Source organism: Micromonospora sp. DT15, from assembly GCF_049841475.1.
Lineage (GTDB): Bacteria > Actinomycetota > Actinomycetes > Mycobacteriales > Micromonosporaceae > Micromonospora.
Genome location: NZ_JBNCKJ010000014.1, coordinates 134,479 through 151,363, shown reverse-complemented (window position 1 = coordinate 151,363; position 16,885 = coordinate 134,479). Strand labels below are relative to the sequence as shown.

General features: G+C 69.8%; 12 protein-coding genes. 3 read left to right on the top strand and 9 right to left on the bottom strand.

All coding sequences use genetic code 11. The annotated features are described in order from the left end of the window. Nucleotides 1–6: 6 nt before the first annotated feature. The 8 genes from ACLQ3F_RS27505 to ACLQ3F_RS27470 all read right to left on the bottom strand — a co-directional run bounded on the left by ACLQ3F_RS27505 (nucleotide 7) and on the right by ACLQ3F_RS27470 (nucleotide 12,545). Complete coding sequence (locus ACLQ3F_RS27505; RefSeq protein WP_425852308.1) at nucleotides 7–1,332, bottom strand: extracellular catalytic domain type 1 short-chain-length polyhydroxyalkanoate depolymerase; 1,326 nt, start codon at nucleotides 1,330–1,332, stop codon at nucleotides 7–9. Between the two features lie 311 nt (nucleotides 1,333–1,643). Continuing rightward, complete coding sequence (locus tag ACLQ3F_RS27500; protein WP_425852307.1) at nucleotides 1,644–3,782, bottom strand: alpha-glucuronidase; 2,139 nt, start codon at nucleotides 3,780–3,782, stop codon at nucleotides 1,644–1,646. After that, nucleotides 3,779–5,812, bottom strand: a complete 2,034-nt coding sequence (locus ACLQ3F_RS27495) for a beta-galactosidase (RefSeq protein ID WP_425852306.1) — start codon at nucleotides 5,810–5,812, stop codon at nucleotides 3,779–3,781. Before ACLQ3F_RS27495 ends, ACLQ3F_RS27500 begins: the two co-directional genes overlap by 4 nt. After that, the gene (locus tag ACLQ3F_RS27490) at nucleotides 5,809–6,498 is read right to left on the bottom strand and encodes a DUF624 domain-containing protein (RefSeq protein WP_425852304.1); all 690 of its coding nucleotides are present in this window, start codon (nucleotides 6,496–6,498) and stop codon (nucleotides 5,809–5,811) included. The genes ACLQ3F_RS27495 and ACLQ3F_RS27490 overlap by 4 nt, the downstream gene beginning before the upstream one ends. A 90-nt stretch (nucleotides 6,499–6,588) precedes the next feature. Then, a complete protein-coding gene (locus tag ACLQ3F_RS27485) occupies nucleotides 6,589–8,226 on the bottom strand; it encodes an extracellular solute-binding protein (protein WP_357203513.1) in 1,638 nt (545 codons plus the stop codon). Between the two features lie 47 nt (nucleotides 8,227–8,273). Then, nucleotides 8,274–9,185: a carbohydrate ABC transporter permease gene (locus ACLQ3F_RS27480; protein ID WP_355006598.1), complete on the bottom strand. Its 912-nt coding sequence runs from the start codon at nucleotides 9,183–9,185 to the stop codon at nucleotides 8,274–8,276. Next, on the bottom strand, nucleotides 9,182–10,171 hold the full coding sequence (locus ACLQ3F_RS27475; RefSeq protein WP_425852301.1) for an ABC transporter permease: 990 nt from the start codon (nucleotides 10,169–10,171) through the stop codon (nucleotides 9,182–9,184). Before ACLQ3F_RS27475 ends, ACLQ3F_RS27480 begins: the two co-directional genes overlap by 4 nt. 10 nt (nucleotides 10,172–10,181) lie before the next feature. Further along, nucleotides 10,182–12,545 carry a glycoside hydrolase family 3 N-terminal domain-containing protein gene (locus tag ACLQ3F_RS27470; RefSeq protein ID WP_425852299.1) on the bottom strand — a complete coding sequence of 788 codons (2,364 nt, stop codon included), beginning with the start codon at nucleotides 12,543–12,545 and terminating at the stop codon, nucleotides 10,182–10,184. 319 nt (nucleotides 12,546–12,864) lie between these two features. Here ACLQ3F_RS27470 and ACLQ3F_RS27465 point away from each other — a divergent pair, with 319 nt between their 5' ends. The 3 genes from ACLQ3F_RS27465 (at nucleotide 12,865) to ACLQ3F_RS27455 (ending at nucleotide 16,339) form a co-directional block, all read left to right on the top strand. Next, on the top strand, nucleotides 12,865–13,902 hold the full coding sequence (locus ACLQ3F_RS27465; RefSeq protein WP_425852296.1) for a LacI family DNA-binding transcriptional regulator: 1,038 nt from the start codon (nucleotides 12,865–12,867) through the stop codon (nucleotides 13,900–13,902). A 21-nt stretch (nucleotides 13,903–13,923) separates the two neighbouring features. Beyond that, nucleotides 13,924–14,922 carry an acetylxylan esterase gene (locus ACLQ3F_RS27460; RefSeq protein WP_425852295.1) on the top strand — a complete coding sequence of 333 codons (999 nt, stop codon included), beginning with the start codon at nucleotides 13,924–13,926 and terminating at the stop codon, nucleotides 14,920–14,922. A gap of 277 nt (nucleotides 14,923–15,199) precedes the next feature. Next, nucleotides 15,200–16,339 carry a cellulose binding domain-containing protein gene (locus tag ACLQ3F_RS27455; RefSeq protein WP_425852293.1) on the top strand — a complete coding sequence of 380 codons (1,140 nt, stop codon included), beginning with the start codon at nucleotides 15,200–15,202 and terminating at the stop codon, nucleotides 16,337–16,339. 72 nt (nucleotides 16,340–16,411) lie between these two features. Here ACLQ3F_RS27455 and ACLQ3F_RS27450 read toward each other — a convergent pair whose 3' ends face one another. Then, nucleotides 16,412–16,876 carry a MaoC family dehydratase gene (locus tag ACLQ3F_RS27450; protein ID WP_355006592.1) on the bottom strand — a complete coding sequence of 155 codons (465 nt, stop codon included), beginning with the start codon at nucleotides 16,874–16,876 and terminating at the stop codon, nucleotides 16,412–16,414. Nucleotides 16,877–16,885 lie beyond the last annotated feature (9 nt).

Below are 16,885 nucleotides of genomic sequence, written 5' to 3'. Positions count from 1 at the left end.
GGGAGATCAGGACACCGAACAGGCGGCACCGTTGAGCGCGAACGAGGTGGGCTTGCCGGTGCCGCCCTCGTGCGTGGCCTGGAAGCCGATCTCGACCGACGCGTTCGGGGCGATGGTGTTGTTGTAGGAGACGTTGCGGGCGGTCACCGCGCCGCTCACCGGGGCGTACTGGGCGTTCCAGCCGCTGGTGATGCGCTGTCCGCTGGGCAGCGTGAAGGTCAGCGCCCAGCCGTTCACGGCGGTGGCACCGGTGTTGGTGATGACCACGCTCGCGGTGAAGCCGCTGTTCCAGGCGTTGACCGTGTAGCCGACCCGGCAGGCGCCGTCGGTCGGCGGCGGCGTGGTCGGGGGCGGAGTCGTCGGCGGCGGAGTCGTCGGCGGCGGGGTGGTCGGGGGCGGGGTGGTCGGCGGCGCGGTGCCGTCCAGCCCGAAGAAGCGGATCACCTGCGCGGCGTCGACCGGCAGGTTGTGCGTGACACCCTGCATGCTGATCGCCTCGACCGGCGCCATCGGGCCGCTGCTGCCGTAGCGGGTGCGGGTGTGGCCGGACTGCGGGGAGTCGGTGTACGTCGGGGTCTGGCTCAGCCCGTGCACGTTGGTCCACTGCTTGACCTGCTCGCCGAAGTTCGGATAGCGCAGCGTCTCGTCGTTGGTGCCGTGCCAGATCTGCATCCGGGGTCGCTGGCCGGTGTAGCCGGGGTACGCCTCCCGGACCAGGTCACCCCACTGCTGCGCGGTCCGGATGAGTTGCCCGTTGGCGCACTGGCTGTTCCACTCCGAGGTGCCGCCGGTGGCGAAGCAGGCGAACGGCACCCCGGCGAACGAGGCGCCCGCCGCGAACACGTCCGGGTAGACGCCCAGCATGACGTTGGTCATCATCGCGCCGGACGAGGTCCCGGTGGCGAAGATCCGCGCGGGGTCGGCGGAGTAGCGCTGCTTCACGTAGTCGACCATCGACATGAGCCCGACCGGGTCGCTGCCGCCGCCACGGCGCAACGCCTGCGGTGAGTAGACGTCCCAGCACTTGCTGCTGCGGGTTGCCGACGGGTAGATCACGATGAACCCGTACCGGTCCGCGAGGGAGGCGTACTGGGTGCCCGAGTGGAACGCGGGGCCCGTCCCGGTGCAGTAGTGCATGGCCAGGAGGATCGCCGGTCGGGTCGCCACCCGGTCCGGGACGTACAGGTGCATTTGTAGGTTGGTGGGGTTGGTGCCGAAGTTGGTCACCTGCGTGAGCGTCGCCGCCGACGCGGGAGCGGCGAACGTCAACGCGGCGGCGGCCAGTGTCACGGCCGCCATGACGACGCCAAGCATTCTCGTCTTCAGTGTCATCGTCGCGATCCTTTGCGGAAAAAGGCGCGTGGAAGGGGACTTAAGTCGAGGACTGCCCTTCGCCCGACCTTGACCGCGGCTCGCGTGACCATGTCAGCTTCAATCGAGCACACTCGATTGTCAAGACTTCCGGAAACCTTTCGCCGCAACGGTTCTGGCGGCCACCTGCGCGGCAATGGGCATCGACGGGCGTCTTCAGCGCCGGTGGGTGGCGATGAATTATCGGCACGTTTTCGGAACCTGCCAGGCCGCCGCTGGGCACACGGCACAACGGCGACCCGACCGGATGGCCCGGCCGCCCGCACCGCCGCTCAGTAGATGTCCCGCCCTCGCTCGTCGGGCACCCCGCACTTGCGGTAGAAGTACGTGTTGATCTGGTCGCGCCACTCGGTGGCGCAGCGCACCTGCTCGTCGAGGCGTTCGGCGACCCGCTCGTACACGCTCGGGTCGATCATCCCGGTCAGCGTCTGCCACCTGCGTCGCATCGCCGTCACCTCCTCGACCCCGGCGAAGTGGGTGTCGTAGATGTGCTGGATGACCGTCGAGCCGCTGTGCAGCACGTGCCCGTACGGCACGTGGTGGAAGAAGAGCAGCAGCTCGTCGGGGCAGGTCTCGGGTGACTCGTACACCTGCGCCCAGTACGGCGGGTACTGGCCGGCGAAGCCGGTGCCCGACGCTCGGCTGCGGTCCACGCCGACGCCGTCGCGGTCGGCGAAGTGGTAGGTGCCCCACCGGGTGTACTCGTACCCGTCGACGCCGGGGCCGTAGTGGTCGCCGGGGTTGACCATGAAACCGACACCCAGCGGGGCGGTGTAGCGCTCGTACGTGCGCCACGAGTCGTCCATGATCTCGTGCAGGATCCGCCGCACCAGCTCCGCGTCGGCGGTCGCCGACGGCGGAAAGGTCAACGTGATCCACTCGTCGAGGATCGCCGTCGGGTCCCGCCGAGGGTCCCAGGCCAGCCGGCCGAACGCGTACAGGTTGGCCTGCGCCAACGGATGCCCGGTCCAGAAGAGGTCGTCGCCGACGTTGGCGACGGCGACCATCCCGCCGCCCGCCGCCGACTCCCCCGTGACCACGTCGGCGATGGTCCGCCCATCCGGCCCCCAGGGAGCGAAGCCGAGCACCTCACTCCACCACGGGCCGAGGTGGCAGACGTGCCGCTGTTGGCCCGTGTACTCCTGAGTGACCTGCAACTCCACCGCCAGCCGGGTCGCCGGCATCGCGGCGAGCACCGGTGACACCGGCTCGCGCGGCTGGAAGTCCACCGGGCCGAACTTCACCTGGACGACCACGTTGGTGCGGAACCGCCCGTCGAGCGGGGCGAAGTGGTCGTATGCGGCCCGAGCCCGGTCGGTGGACCGGTCCCGCCAGTCCTGGTGGTGGTTGTAGACGAACGCCCGCCAGTGCACCACTCCCCCGTGCGGGGCGAGGGCCTCGGCCAGCAGGTTCGCCCCGTCGGCGTGGTCACGGCCATACGTGAACGGGCCGGGTTGCCCCTCCGAGTCGGCCTTCACCAGGTAGCCGCCGAAGTCCGGGATCCGGTCGTACACCCGTCTGGTGGTGCCGGCCCACCAGACGCGTACGTTCTCGTCCAAAGGGTCGGCGGTCGGCAGGCCACCGAGGAGCACCGGCGCGGCGAAGCTGACCGACAGGTGCACCCGGATGCCGTACGGGCGCAGCGCGTCCGCGATCTCGGCCACGTCCCCGATCCGTTCGGTGAGCAGCAGCGCCTCGGTACGGGCCACATTGACGTTGTTCACCGATATCGCGTTGATCCCACAGGAGGCCAGCAGCCGCCCGTACTCCCGCACCCGGGCCAGGTCGCCGCGCGGACGGCCGTCCTGCCAGAAGATCGAGCCGCCCGCGTACCCCCGTTCGACCTGGCCCATCACCGGGTGCACTGCCACGTTGTCCCAGTGGTTCAACATTCGTCGGCGCAGCGCCGGCCGGTGCCGCTCCGGGGGGCGGGCCGGGTCGAAGGCCGCCGCGCAGAGCCGGACCACGTGGAAGAGCCCGTACAGCAGGCCGGCGGGCGCGTCGGCCAGCACCGCCGTCACGTCGCCGGCCCGCGCCAACACGAAACCCTCGTCGCCGAGCGTCCCGCCGTCGCCCAGCTCGACCAGCGCCGCCTCGCCGGCGGCGCGGGCCGCCTCCACCGCCGGATTGGGCAGCTCGGCGGCGTCGCGCAGGGCGAGCACCAGGTCGACGTCGACGTCCCAGGACGGGGAGTGCCACACCCGTCCGCCGTATCGGGCGCAGGCGCGCGAGACCTCGTTGAGGACGGTGTCGACGAGCAGCCCCTCGCCGTGCAGGAGGATGCGACGCGCGCCGAGCGACCGGAACGCCTCCGGCGGCAGCCAGGCCGGGTGGACGCGCGGTTCGTCACCGTCCATCGGCTCCTCGACGAACATCAGCTGCTCCAACTCCACCGACTCTTCGGCGTTCACCGGTCCTCCTCCAACACGACAACCCCGTACGCCGGCAGTCGCAGGGCGCCGCCGGCCGCCGTACGGTCGCCGGTGAGCAGGTCGACGCCGCCGGTCCGGGCGGTCACCTCGACCGGCTCGGCGCGGTGGTTCAGCAGAAACAGCAGCCGCGACCCGTCCGCCGCGACCCGCACGGCGGATTCCAGGTCCGGCACGTCCGGGTAGGGCCCGAGCAGGTCGTGCCGGGCGAGCACCTGCCGAACCACCCAGGACACCCCGGCCTGGTCCAGCCCGGCGGCCACGTACCACCCGTCGCCGGCGCCGAAGGAGTTACGGGTCACCGCGGGGGTGCCCGCGTAGAAGTCGGCCTGGTACGTGCCGATGACCTGCGCGCCCTGCGGAATGACCAGCTCGAACAGCAGGCTCGCGTCGACGTCGACCTGATCCGCGCCGTCGCCGAGGCGGACCGTGTTGACCACCTCCGGGCCGCGGGCGTCCCACTCGTCGACCCGGACGCCCATGAGCTGACCGAGCGGGCCCGGCACGTCCATCAGGAACGCCTGGTCGTTCTCGTCCACCCGGCCGGACAGGTAGGTGGTCAGCACCGACCCGCCGCGCGTCGCCACCGCCTCCAGCCGCTGCGGCAGGTCACCCTTGAGCAGGTGCAGGGCCGGGGCCACGACCACGTCGTAGCCGGACAGGTCGGCGGTCACCGCGACGACGTCCAGGTCCACACCGGCGTCCCAGAGGGCCCGGTGGTACGCGAGCACGACCTGCTGGTAGCGGACCAGCCGGGACGGGCCGTCGGACACCTCCAACGCCCACCAGCTGTCCCAGTCGAACAGCAGCGCCACCCGGGCCGGGGTCCGCGCGCCCAGTGACGCCGGGCCGAGCCGTTCCAGTTCGGCGCCCAGCTCGGCGACCTCCCGGAACACCCGGGTGTCGGAGCGACCGGCGTGGCCGATGACGGCACCGTGGTACTTCTCGCTGGCCCCACGGGAGGCCCGCAGCTGGAAGAAGAGGACCGCGTCGGCGCCGTGCGCCACGGCCTGCCAGCTCCACAGCCGCATCAGACCGGGGCGCTTCAACGGGTTGACGTCGCGGCACGCGGTGAAGCTCGGGGTCTGTTCCATCAGCCAGAACGGCTGGCCGTCCTTGAGCCCGCGCATGAGGTCGTGGGTCAGCGCCATCCGGGCCGCCGACGTGTCGTCGGGCGGGTAGTTGTCCCAGGAGACGAAGTCCAGATGAGGTGCCCAGCGGTGGTAGTCGATCGGGCGGTACATGCCCATGAAGTTCGTGGTCACCGGCAGTGCCGGGCTGGACTCCCGGATGGCCGCCTTCTCGTCGCGGAAGTTCGTCAGCATCGCGTCGGAGGTGAACCGCAGGTAGTCCAGTGTGATGCCCGGGAACGCTGTGTGGTCCGGACCGCGCCAGTGCTCGGTCAGCGCCGAGGGCGGCTCGATCTCGTCCCAGTCGGTGAAGGTGTGCGACCAGAAGGTGGTGTACCAGGCCTCGTTCAGCTCGTCGAGGGTGCCGTAGCGGTGGCGCAGCCAGTTCCGGAAGCCGGCCGCGCACAGGGCGCAGTAGCAGGCGCCGCCGTACTCGTTGCCGACGTGCCAGGCGAGCACCGCCGGGGTGTCGGCGTAGCGACGGGCGACCCGGCGGGCCAGCTCCGTCGAGAGCCGGCGAAAGATCGGCGAGCTGGGGCAGGAGTTGTGTCGCTGACCGAAGCGATGCTTGCGGCCCTCGAAGTCGGTCCGGGTCACCTCGGGGTACGCCTTCGCCAACCACGGTGGGTGGGCTCCGGTGCCGGTGGCCAGGCAGATCCCGCGTCCCTCGGCACTGGCCCGCTCGACGATCCTGTCCAGCAGCGCGAAGTCGTAGGTGCCCTCGGCGGGTTGGGTGAGCGCCCAGTCGAACACCCCGAGGGTGACCAGGTCGATCCGTGCCGTGTCGAAGAGACGGTAGTCCTGCTTCCACACGTCCTCGGGCCACTGTTCCGGGTTGTAGTCGCCCCCGAAGGGCACCTTGGCGCTGAGGGGCAGGCTCATCTGATGAACTCCTCCCGGATCAGGTGGATCATCGGGTCGCCGACGCGCAGGTACGCCAGCACCGCGATCGACGCCAGCAGCATCAGCACCGCTTCGGAGAAGACCGCGGTGATCCCGGCCGCAGCGGCCAGCAGCAGAGCGTTGCCGACGGCAACACCGGGGGTACGCACGAGGAAGTGCACGGCCAGCCGGAGCACGTCGCGGGTGCGGAAGTCGAACAGCGAGGTGATCACCAGGGCGTTGGCCGCGCAGAGCGTCACGCCCACTCCGATCAGCACCAGCGGCACCGCCCACCAGCTCGACAGGCCGACCGCGCCGCGGTAGGCGAGGTTCACGGCGAGCACTGTCAGCCACAGCAGCGTCGGCACCCAGACGCGCAGCACGCCGAGCACGTTGGCCCGGTAGCCGCGCCAGAACAGGGTGGCCGGCCGCAGGTCGGTCAGGTCGGTTCGCTGGTGGCGCAGGGCGTACAGGGCGGCGGAGATCGCCGGGCCGACCGGTACCAGCAGGAGTGCGGCCAGCGGCAGGTTGCTCGGATCGCGGCCCAGCACCAGCAGCGGAAGCAGGGCGGGCAACGTGGTGAGCAGCAGGAGCAACTCGACCACGAGCAGGATGTAGACGCGCGAGGTGATCCGCGACAGTGGTCCGTCGCCGAACTGTCGCCGGGTCTGAGTCGCGCCACTCACGCTCGCTCCCTCCCGTCGACTCAGCTGATCCGTGGTGGCCGGGGGTCCGGCCGGGCCGCGCCAGGGGCGACCCGACCGGACTCCCGCCGATCAGCCGTTGTTCTTCTGGAACCGCTCGTACGCCTTGTTGACCAGGTCGATGTACTGGTCGGAGTTCTTGGCCTTCAGCTCGGCCACGTACGCGTCCCACTCACTGAGCGGACGCTGACCGAGGGCGAACTTCAGCGTGTTCTGGGTGACGAAGTCCTTCAGCGGCGTCTCCCAGAGCGACACCTGCTCGCGCTCCTCGTCGCTCAACGGGGCCGGCGGGGGCACCACCCTCGGCTTGCGGGCGTCCATCACCTTCTGGAACTCCAGCTCCTCCGGCGAGAAGAACCCGCGAACCAGGTCGGGAGTGCCGCCGTAGGCGAAGACGCCGTTGTGGAAGCCGAAGTCCTTCTGCAGGTGCTTGGGCGCCTTCGGGTTGAGCCCGAGGAAGTCGACCCCGGGGTTGAGCGTGCGCTTGCCGGACGCGTCCTTGGTGAAGGTCGTGCCCTCGACGCCCCAGCGGGCAAACTCCAGGCCTGCGTCCGAATACCACAACCAGTCGATGAACTGCATCATGGCCACGAAGTTCTTGCTCTCCCGAGCCTTCGTGGAGATCATGATGCCGTTCTCCAACCGGGGGAACGGGTTGATCTCGCCAGCCGGGCCGATCGGCAGCGGGATCTTGGCCATCTTGGCGTTCGGCAGGGTCTTGGCCAGGTCGGGGCGGTGGTTGTTGACCAGGGTCTGCGCGTTGCCGGTGACCACGAAGGACTTGCCGTTGGCGAGCTTCTGGCGTGCCTGGTCGTCGGTCTGGGTGAAGCTTTCCGGGTCGAGCAGCCCCTCGGCGACGAGCTTGTGCAGGTAGGTGACCATCTGCTTGTACTGCTCGGACGCGCCGGTGTAGCTGAACTTCTTCGCCGCCGGGTCCCAGGTCGCGTGCTGGTAGTCCCAGCCCGCCTGGGTGCCGTGGGCCGAGCCGAGGATGTTCAGCAACGCGCCGGTCGGGTTGGGCTTGCTGAAGAGGTCGGAGTACGGGTAGACGTTCGGGTACTTGGCCTTCATCGCCTTGAGCACCGTGTACAGCTCGTCCCAGGTCTTCGGGACCGCCAGGTTGAGCTCCTGCATGATGTCGGTGCGCACCAGCACCGTGTAGTCCTGCGTGGGCTTCTCGTGAAGGCCGGGCAGCAGGTAGAACTTACCGTCGGACTGCCGTAGGTTGTCGATCTCCGGCTGGAGGTTCCACTTGGTGATCTTGTCCTTGAGGTTGGGCATCAGGTCCAGGTAGTCGCTCACCGGGAGGATCGCCCCGGAGGACACGAAGGCGTTCTCCTGCGGGTGGTACGTCTTCGGGATGATCATCGGGGCGTCGCCGGCGCCGATCAGCAGGCTGCGCTTCTGCTCGTAGTCGCTCAGCGGCACGGCCACCGGTTCGATCTTGACATTGGTCCGCTTGGTGAGCTCCGACCAGAACAGCCAGTCTTCCTTGAGCGGGTAGAACGTGTGGTTGTTGTAGAGGGTGGAGAACGAGAGAGCCTCGGTGGCCTTGAACTGGTCGCCGATGCCGTAGTTGGCCATCGCGCCGACCCGGTTCTCGGAGAGGTCGGTCGACTCACCGGGGTCCTCGGAACAGGCGGTGGTAAGGGAGAGCGCGAGCAGACCCGCGGTGGCTACCGCCACGCGGCGCCACGTCTTGTGGAGCATGGCTCGTCCTTTCAATGGTGGGGTTCGGAGGTGCCGCGCGCTCGCCGTCATCCCTTGACCGCGCCGAGCATCACGCCGCGGACGAAGTACCGCTGGACGAAGGGGTAGACCGCCAGGATCGGCAGGGTGGTGAGCACGATCGTCACGGCCTGGAGTGTGGCCGCGGCCTGCACGACATCGGCCTCGGCCGCGCCTGACTGCTGTGCGTCGGTGGCACCCGCGATCAGGTTGCGCAGGTAGACGGTGACCGGCAGCAGGTCCTGCCGGTCGATGTAGAGGAACGCGGTGAACCACGAGTTCCAGAAGGACACCGCGTAGAAGAGCACCATCGTCGCGATGATCGCCTTCGACAGCGGCAGCACGATCCGCAGCAGGATGCCGTAGGTGTTCAGCCCGTCGACGGCTGCGGCCTCCTCCAACTCGCTCGGCAGACTCTCGAAGAACGCCTTCATGACCAGCAGGTTGAATACGCTGATGGCATTGGGGATCACCACGGCCCAGATGGTGTTCTTCATCCCCAGGCTGGTGACCAGCACGTAGTTGGGAATCAGGCCACCCGAGAAGAACATGGTGAACAGCGCGACACCGACGAGCACTCCGCGCCCCTTGAGCTGCGGCTTCGACAGCACGTACGCGTAACAGGTGGTCAGCACGATCGAGATGAGCGTCGCGACCACCGTGTACACCACAGTGTTGCGGTAGTTCGTCCAGAACATCGAGTCGGACATCACCAGCTTGTACGCGGTCAGGTCGAACCCGCGCGGGAAGAAGGTGACCTTGCCGGCGATGATGTACGCCTCTTCGCTGAGCGAGCGGGCCACGATGTTGAGGAACGGGTACAACGTCACGACCACGACGCCGAGCAGGACGACAGTGTTGACGACGCGGAAGATCCGGTAACCCCGGCTGTCGTCCGGCCCGCGCGTCTTCGGGGCGTCGATCTTCGTACCGAAGGTCACCACAGGCTCGTCCCCACAGTGCGACGGGAGATGACGTTCGCCGACAGGACGAGGATCAGCCCGATCACCGCCTCGAAGAGGCCGATGGCCGCCGCGTAGCTGAAGTTGCTCGACTGGAAGCCCATCCGGAACAGGTAGGTGGAGACCACGTCGGCGGTCGGGTACGTCAACGGGTTGTAGAGCAGCAGGATCTTCTCGAACCCGACGGCCAGGAAGCTGCCGATGTTGAGGATCAGCAAGGTCATCATCGTCGGGCGGATGCCGGGCAACGTGATGTGCCAGGTCTGGCGCAGCCGGCCGGCTCCGTCGATCCGGGCGGCCTCGTACAGGTCCTCGTCGATGGTGGTGAGGGCGGCGAGGTAGAGGATCGTGCCCCAGCCGACCGTCTGCCAGACCTCGGACGAGACGTAGATGGTGCGGAACCACTCAGGTCTCTGCAGGAACGCCACCGGGTCGCCGCCGAACAGGTTGACGATCTGGTTGGCGGCGCCCTCGATCGAGGTCAACTGCATGACCATCGCCGCCACGATCACGATCGACAGGAAGTGCGGCAGGTAGGACACGGACTGGACGAACCGCTTGAAGCGGCGGGCCCGGACCTCGTTGAGCAGCAGCGCCAGCACGATGGGCAGCGGGAAGCAGAACAGCAGGGTCAGCGCCCCGAGCACCAGAGTGTTGGTGAACACCTCCCAGAACGTCGGGTCGCTGAGGAACATCCGGAAGTAGCGCAGCCCGACCCAGTACTCACCGAAGATGCTGCCGCCCGGCTTGAACCGACGGAACGCGATGATGTTGCCGATCATCGGCAGATACCGGAACACCAGGAAGAACAGCAGCGGCAGGATGGCGAGGGAGTAGAGCTGCCAGTCCCGGCGCAGTGCCTGCCGCCAACTGCGACGGCGTCGTGGCGAGCGCGGGGCAGGGCTCTGCACCCGCTGCGGAGGACTCGGCGGCGCCGGCGGCGGTGGCCGCAGGGTGGATGTCATCCGTGGCCTCCTATGCCGACTGCGCAACGGCCACGAGGGGCTCGACCCGCACCGAGGTGAGCAGTTCCCGCTCGAAGCCGACCTGGCGTTCGGTGCCGACCAGTCGCAGCGGCAGGGCCGCCGCCACCTCGCCGCTGGAGCGGCCGAACCGCAGCTCGACGTCGCCGGGCTCGACGATCCGTCTGCCGGTCAGCCCGGTGAACGACGCCACGTCGGCAGGTACGCCGAACGTCACGTGCGCCACCTCGCCGGGCGCCAGCGGCAGCCGCTTGTAGCCGATCAGCCGGACCACCGGACGGGTGGTCTGCGCGACCGGGTCGTGCAGGTAGAGCTGCACGACCTCGGTGCCGGCCCGCTCACCGGTGTTGGCGACGGTGATCCGCACCCGTACCTCGCCGTCGACCGGCCAGGCAGTCGGATCTTCACGCGGTTCGACCACTGTGGCGTCGGACCACTCGAAGGTGGTGTAGCTCAGCCCGTGGCCGAACGGGTACGCCGGGGTCGGGTCGATCGAGGAGACCTTGTTGCGCCGGCCGAGCGGTGGCGCGAGGTAGGTGCTCGGCAGTCCGCCGGCGTCGCGGGGCACGCTGACCGGCAACCGTCCGGAGGGGTTGACCGCGCCGGTGAGCACCTCGGCGAGCGCCTGCCCACCGAGCTGGCCGAGGAAGAACGCCTGCACCACGGCCGCCGCGTCGTCGAACTCCGGGCCGAGCGCGTACGGGCGGCCGGTCATCAGGACCAGGACGACAGGGGTGCCGGTGGCGAGGACGGCGCGGACGAGGTCGCTCTGCACGCCGGGTAGTCGCAGGTCGACGGCGTCGCAGCCCTCACCGGAGGTGCCCCGACCGAACATTCCCGCCCGGTCGCCGACGGCCAGCACGCACACGTCGGCGGCGGCGGCAGCGGCGACCGCGGCCGGGATGCCCGAGGTGTCGTCACCGGTGACGGTGCACCCCGGCTCGTGGGTGAGCATCGGGACGCGCCGGGCCAGCTCGTCGCGCAGTGTGGGGATGGCCAGGCCGAGCCCGAAGTCGCTGTGGTTGACGCCCACGTGATTGGGGAACGAGTAGCAGCCGAGCATTCCCATCGGGTCGTCGGCGACCGGGCCGACCAGGGCGACCCGGCTTGCCACGGCCAGCGGGAGGACGCCGGTGTTGCGCACCAGGACGACTGACTCCCGGGCCAGGCGAAGAGCGATGTCCTGGCTGGCCTCGTCGTCGAAGCGCAGGGACGCCACGTCGTCGGGCAGCTCCTGCCAGCCCTCGTCGAGCAGACCGAGCTCGATCTTCTGGATCAGCACCCGCCGCAGCGCGCAGTCGATCAGCGCCTCGTCGACCTCGCCGCGGCGAGCCGCCTCGACCAAGGGTTCGCCGAAGGCGTCCACTGTGGGCAGCTCGACGTCGATCCCGGCCCGCAGAGCGAGCCGGGCGGCCTCGGCGGCATCCCCGGCGACTCCGTGCAGGGTCTGCAGGAACCGTACGGCGAAGTAGTCGGCCACCACTGTGCCGGTGAAGCCCCACTCGTCACGCAACAGCCCGGTCAGCAGCCCACGGTCGGCCGCGACGGGCAGGCCGTCGATCTCGGCGTAGGAGTTCATCACCGAGCGGGCGCCGCCGAGACGCAGCGCCATCTCGAACGGCGGCAGGATGACGTCGGCCAGCTCGCGGCGGCCCATCGGCACCGGCGCGAGGTTGCGTCCGCCTCGGGAGGCGGAATAGCCGGCGAAGTGTTTCAGCGTGGCCACCACACCGGCCCGCTCCAGGCCCCGCACGTAGGCGGCACCTGTCGTCCCGACCAGGTAGGGGTCCTCGCCGATCGTCTCCTCGGTACGACCCCAGCGGTAGTCCCGGGTGACGTCCAGCACCGGGGCGAGGCCCTGGTGCACACCGGCGGCCCGCATCGACCGCCCGATCCGGCCGGCCATCGCCTCGACCAGTTCGGGGTCGAAGGACGCGCCCCAGCTCAGCGGAGTCGGGTAGACGGTGGCCCGCCACGCCGCGAACCCGGTGAGGCACTCCTCGTGCACCTGCGCCGGGATGCCGAACCGACTGGCGGCCACGATCTGCGCCTGCGAGGCCGCCAGTGACCGGGCGCCGAGCACCGGGTCGACCGGGGCGGTGCCGAACGGACGGGTCAGCTGGCCCAACCCGTACTGGATGACAGTGCTCCACGGCGGCAACTCGCTGATCATGTCCGACTGGTGCGGTGCGACGCCCTCGCCGCTGGCGTCGGCGCCGACCCAGACCCCGACGAGCTGGGCGATCTTCTCTTCGAGGGACATCTTCGGCAGGAGCGCGTCGGCCCGCTCGGTCGGCGACAGCCGCTGATCACGCCACGGCGCGGCGCCGCCGTCTCCGAGCGACTGACTTCTCATGCCCTGACCCCTTAGCTCCGGCCACATCCCCGTGCCCTGGTGGAACCAGCTCCGTGGCGGACGTTTCTCACGATCCGAAACTTTCCGGAAACCTGCGTAACCTTTTCGGCAACCTAAGTGCCCCATCGATGCCTGTCAAGTGTCCCAATCGGACTACCAGGGGATGTTTCCTGCACACGGTGAGCCCACGATTGGCGTTCCGTTGCCGACGAGCCGCGCGATGTCCGGCCAATGCGCAGTCCGAGTGCGGCAACTACTGGCGTGAATGTCCCATCATGTTAAGGTCGCCCGAAACTTTCGGATGTTGTATGAGGCCGCGATGACAGAGCACCGCCCGCTCGACCCACCTGCCTCCACCACCATCGCCACCATCGCCAACGATGTCGGCGTCTCGGTCGCGACCGTGTCCAAGGTCCTCAACGGACGCGGTGATGTCGCCCCCGGCACCAGAGCCCGGGTGGAGGCGAGCCTCGACCGCCACCAGTACCAGCGCCGCGCCCGGCGACAGGCGACCAGCGGCGGCCGGGTGGACCTCGTGTTCCACGAGTTCGACACGGGTTGGGCGATGGAGATCCTGCGGGGCGTCGAGGCGGTGACCTCCGCGGCCGGCATCGGGCTGTCGATCGCCCAGCTCGACGGCGCGCACCGCCCGCCGGCACGATGGTTGGAGGCGTTACTCGCCGACCGCCCCCTGGGCGTGGTGTTCGTCCTCTCCCACCTGGCCGAGGCCCAACAGCAGCACCTGCGCCGGCAGGGCATTCCGTTCGTCGTCGTCGACACCGACAGCGCCACCTCGGCCTCAGTGCCGACCGTCGGGTCGAACAACTGGAACGGCGGCCTGCTCGCCGCCCGGCACCTGCTGGAGCTGGGGCACCGACGGATCGCCATCATCTCCGGGCCACCCGACGTGCTGTGCAGTCGAGCCCGCGCGGCCGGCTTCCAGTCGGCCCACGACGAAGCCGGAATCGTGGTCGATCGCGAGCTGATCCGCTACGGCAGTTTCTCCGCCGGAGCGGGGCACGCCCACGGGCTGCAACTGCTCCAGCGGCCGGACCGACCCACGGCGATCTTCGCCGGGTCGGACATCCAGGCCATGGGGGTGCTCCGGGCCGCCCGTCAGTGCGGCCTGCGAGTGCCCGAGGACCTCTCGGTGATCGGGTACGACAACCTGCCGGTCTCCGCCTGGACCGACCCGGCGCTCACCACGATCAACCAGCCGTTGCGCGACATGGCCGGCATCGCCACCCAGATGTTGCTCGACCTGACCAGGGGGAACGAGCCGGCGACCAGCCGGATCGACCTGGTGACCGAGTTGGTCCTCCGGGAGAGCACCGCGCCCCCCACCCATCCGCACTGACCCCGGCCCCTGCGAGGACCCGTGCCCCACACCGCCTCCACCTTCGACGACCTCCAGCGCTACGCGCCCGAGGTCGCCGAACCCGACGACTTCGACGAGTTCTGGCGGGACACGCTCACCGGGGCGGCAGCCGTACCGGTGCTCGTCGACGTCCGCCCCGAACCCACCGACCTGCGGCTGCTCGACTCCTGGGACGTCACGTTCGCCGGCTTCGGTGGTGACCCGGTCCGCGCCTGGTACACCCGCCCGGCCGGGGTCAGCGAACCACTGCCGGCCGTGGTCGAGTACGCCGGCTACGGGCGCGGGCGCGGTCTGCCCCACGAACGCCCGACCTGGGCGGTGGCCGGGTACGCGCACCTGCTGATGGACAACCGGGGACAGGCGGGGCAGCACGGCGCCGGGGACACCCCCGACCCGCACGGCGCGCCCGGCGGGCCCTGGCCGGCCACCTGGGGGATCCTCGATCCGCGCACCTACCACTATCGCCGCCTGATAACCGACGCGGTGCGGGCGGTCGAGGCGGTCCGCGCGCTGCCGGGGGTCGAGGGTGACCGGGTCACCGTGGTCGGCAACAGCCAGGGTGGCGGCATCGCCCTGGCGGTGGCGGGTCTCGTCGAGGACCTCAGCGCGGTGCTGACCACCGCCCCGTTCCTGTGCGACATGCGCCGGGCCGTCGCGCTCACCGACCTCGCGCCGTACGGCGAGATCGCCCGGTACCTGGCGGTGAACCGGGAGGCCCAGGAGGCGGTGTGGCGCACGCTGTCCTATATGGACGGGGTGAACTTCGCGCGTCGGGCGACTGCGCCGGCGCACTTCGGCGTCGGCGGACGCGACACCGTCTGCCCACCGCGAACCGCCTTCGCCGCCTACAACCACTACGGCGCCGCGAACGGGAGGCCGGTCCCGCCCGAGCGCGAGATGCACGTCTACCCGTTCAACGGCCATGAGGGCGGCGAGGCCGTGCATGTGCGACGTCAGCTGCGCTGGCTGGGCTCGGTCCTCCACCCAGCGCGGGCCTGAACGCCTGAGGCATCGTCGGGTGCTGATGCGTTGCCGGTGTTAGCGATAACACGCTATGGTGCGTCAGGCGAGGTGCAGGGCACACCTCCGCCACGGCTTCCCGGTCCGTCCCGCCAGATCCTCGACGGCCGGTGCCCGCCGTACACCGCCACGACCACCAGTGCAGACGTCCGGGTTGTTGGTCGTGCCGCGCACCCCACCTCCGCGTACCGCGTCATGACGGCAGCCGTCTCGCCGGTGGCCGCTGATGTCGCGCACCCCCACCAGAGGAAGTCCCATGCGCAGTCCAACGCTCGTGCAACCCGTCCCTCTCGCACCGACCGGCAACGCACCGACGTCGAGGCCCCGGCGGGCTCGTCGATGGTGGACGGCCCTGGCTGCCGTCGCCGCCATTGTCGCCGCCGTGCCGATCGCGACCACTCCCGCCAGCGCGGAGTCCAACGGCGGCGTCCGCGTGATGCCGCTCGGCGACTCGATCACCGACGGATTCAACGTCCCCGGCGGTTACCGGATCGAGTTGTGGCAGCGGTTCACGTCCGGTGGTTACCGGATCGACTTCGTCGGCTCCCAGTTCAACGGGCCAGCCAGCCTCGGCGACCACGACCACCAGGGCCACTCCGGCTGGACCATCGCCCAGATCGACGCCAACGTGGTGAACTGGTTGCGGGCCACGAATCCGCGGACCGTGCTGCTGCACATCGGCACCAACGACATGTACGGCGACACGTCCGGGGCCCCGTCCCGGCTGGCCACTCTCGTCGACCGGATCACCAACACCGCCCCGAACGCCGACGTGTTCGTCGCGACGATCATCCCGAAGTCCGGCGCGGACAACCAGGTCCGGGGCTACAACGCCGCGATCCCCGGGATCGTGCAGAGCCGGGCCGCCGCCGGCAAACGCGTACACCTTGTCGACATGTACCGCGCACTGACGCTCAGCGACCTGGCCGACGGGGTGCACCCGAACGCCACCGGCTACCGCAAGATGGCCGCCGCCTGGTACGACGCTCTCCGTATGGTGCCCGGCAGCATCGGGGGCGACACGCCTCCGACCACGCCCCCGCCGACCACTCCCCCGCCGACCACGCCGCCGCCGTCCGGTGACTGCCGCGTCTCGTACACGATCAACGCCTGGAACAGCGGTCTCACCGCGTCGGTCTCGGTGACCAACACCAGCAGCACGCCGGTGAACGGTTGGAGCCTGGCGTTCACGCTGCCCAGTGGGCAGAGCATCACCAGCGGGTGGAACGCCACCTACTCCCCGTCCAGCGGAGCGGTGACCGCCCGAAACGTCTCCTACAACGCGACGATCGCGCCGAACACCTCGGTCGACATCGGCTTCCAGGCCACCCACACGGGTGGCACCGGTCGGCCGGCCGCATTCACCCTCAACGGCACCGCCTGCACGCTCGCCTGACACCAACCGTCGCGGTGCCGGGTCACACCGGCTCGGCACCGCGCCGACATTTACCGACGCGGGGTCGAGCGGTCACTGCTGCGCAGCGCCGTAGAGCCGGCTCACGGTCTCGGCCACGCAGACGGGCTTGCCGCCGCTGTCGCTCTCCACGGTGACCGTCACGACCAGCTGCACACCGCCGCTGACCGGCGACACGTCGGCGATGGTGGCGGTGGCCCGTACGGCGGCGCCGACCCGCAGCGGCGCGGGGAAACGCACCCGGTTCAGCCCGTAGTTGACGCCCATCGCCACCCCCTCAACCCGGTAGAGCCCGCCCGCCAACGCCGGCAACAGCGACAGGGTGAGGTACCCGTGGGCGATCGTCCCGCCGAACGGCCCCGCCGCGGCTCGGACCGGGTCGAGATGGATCCACTGGTGGTCGTCGGTGGCGTCGGCGAAGAGGTCGACGCGGCTCTGCTCGACGCGCTGCCACGGACCGGGCCCGAGGCTCTCGCCGGTCGCGGCGGCCAGCTCCTCGAACGAGGTGAACACTCTCATGCCGGATCT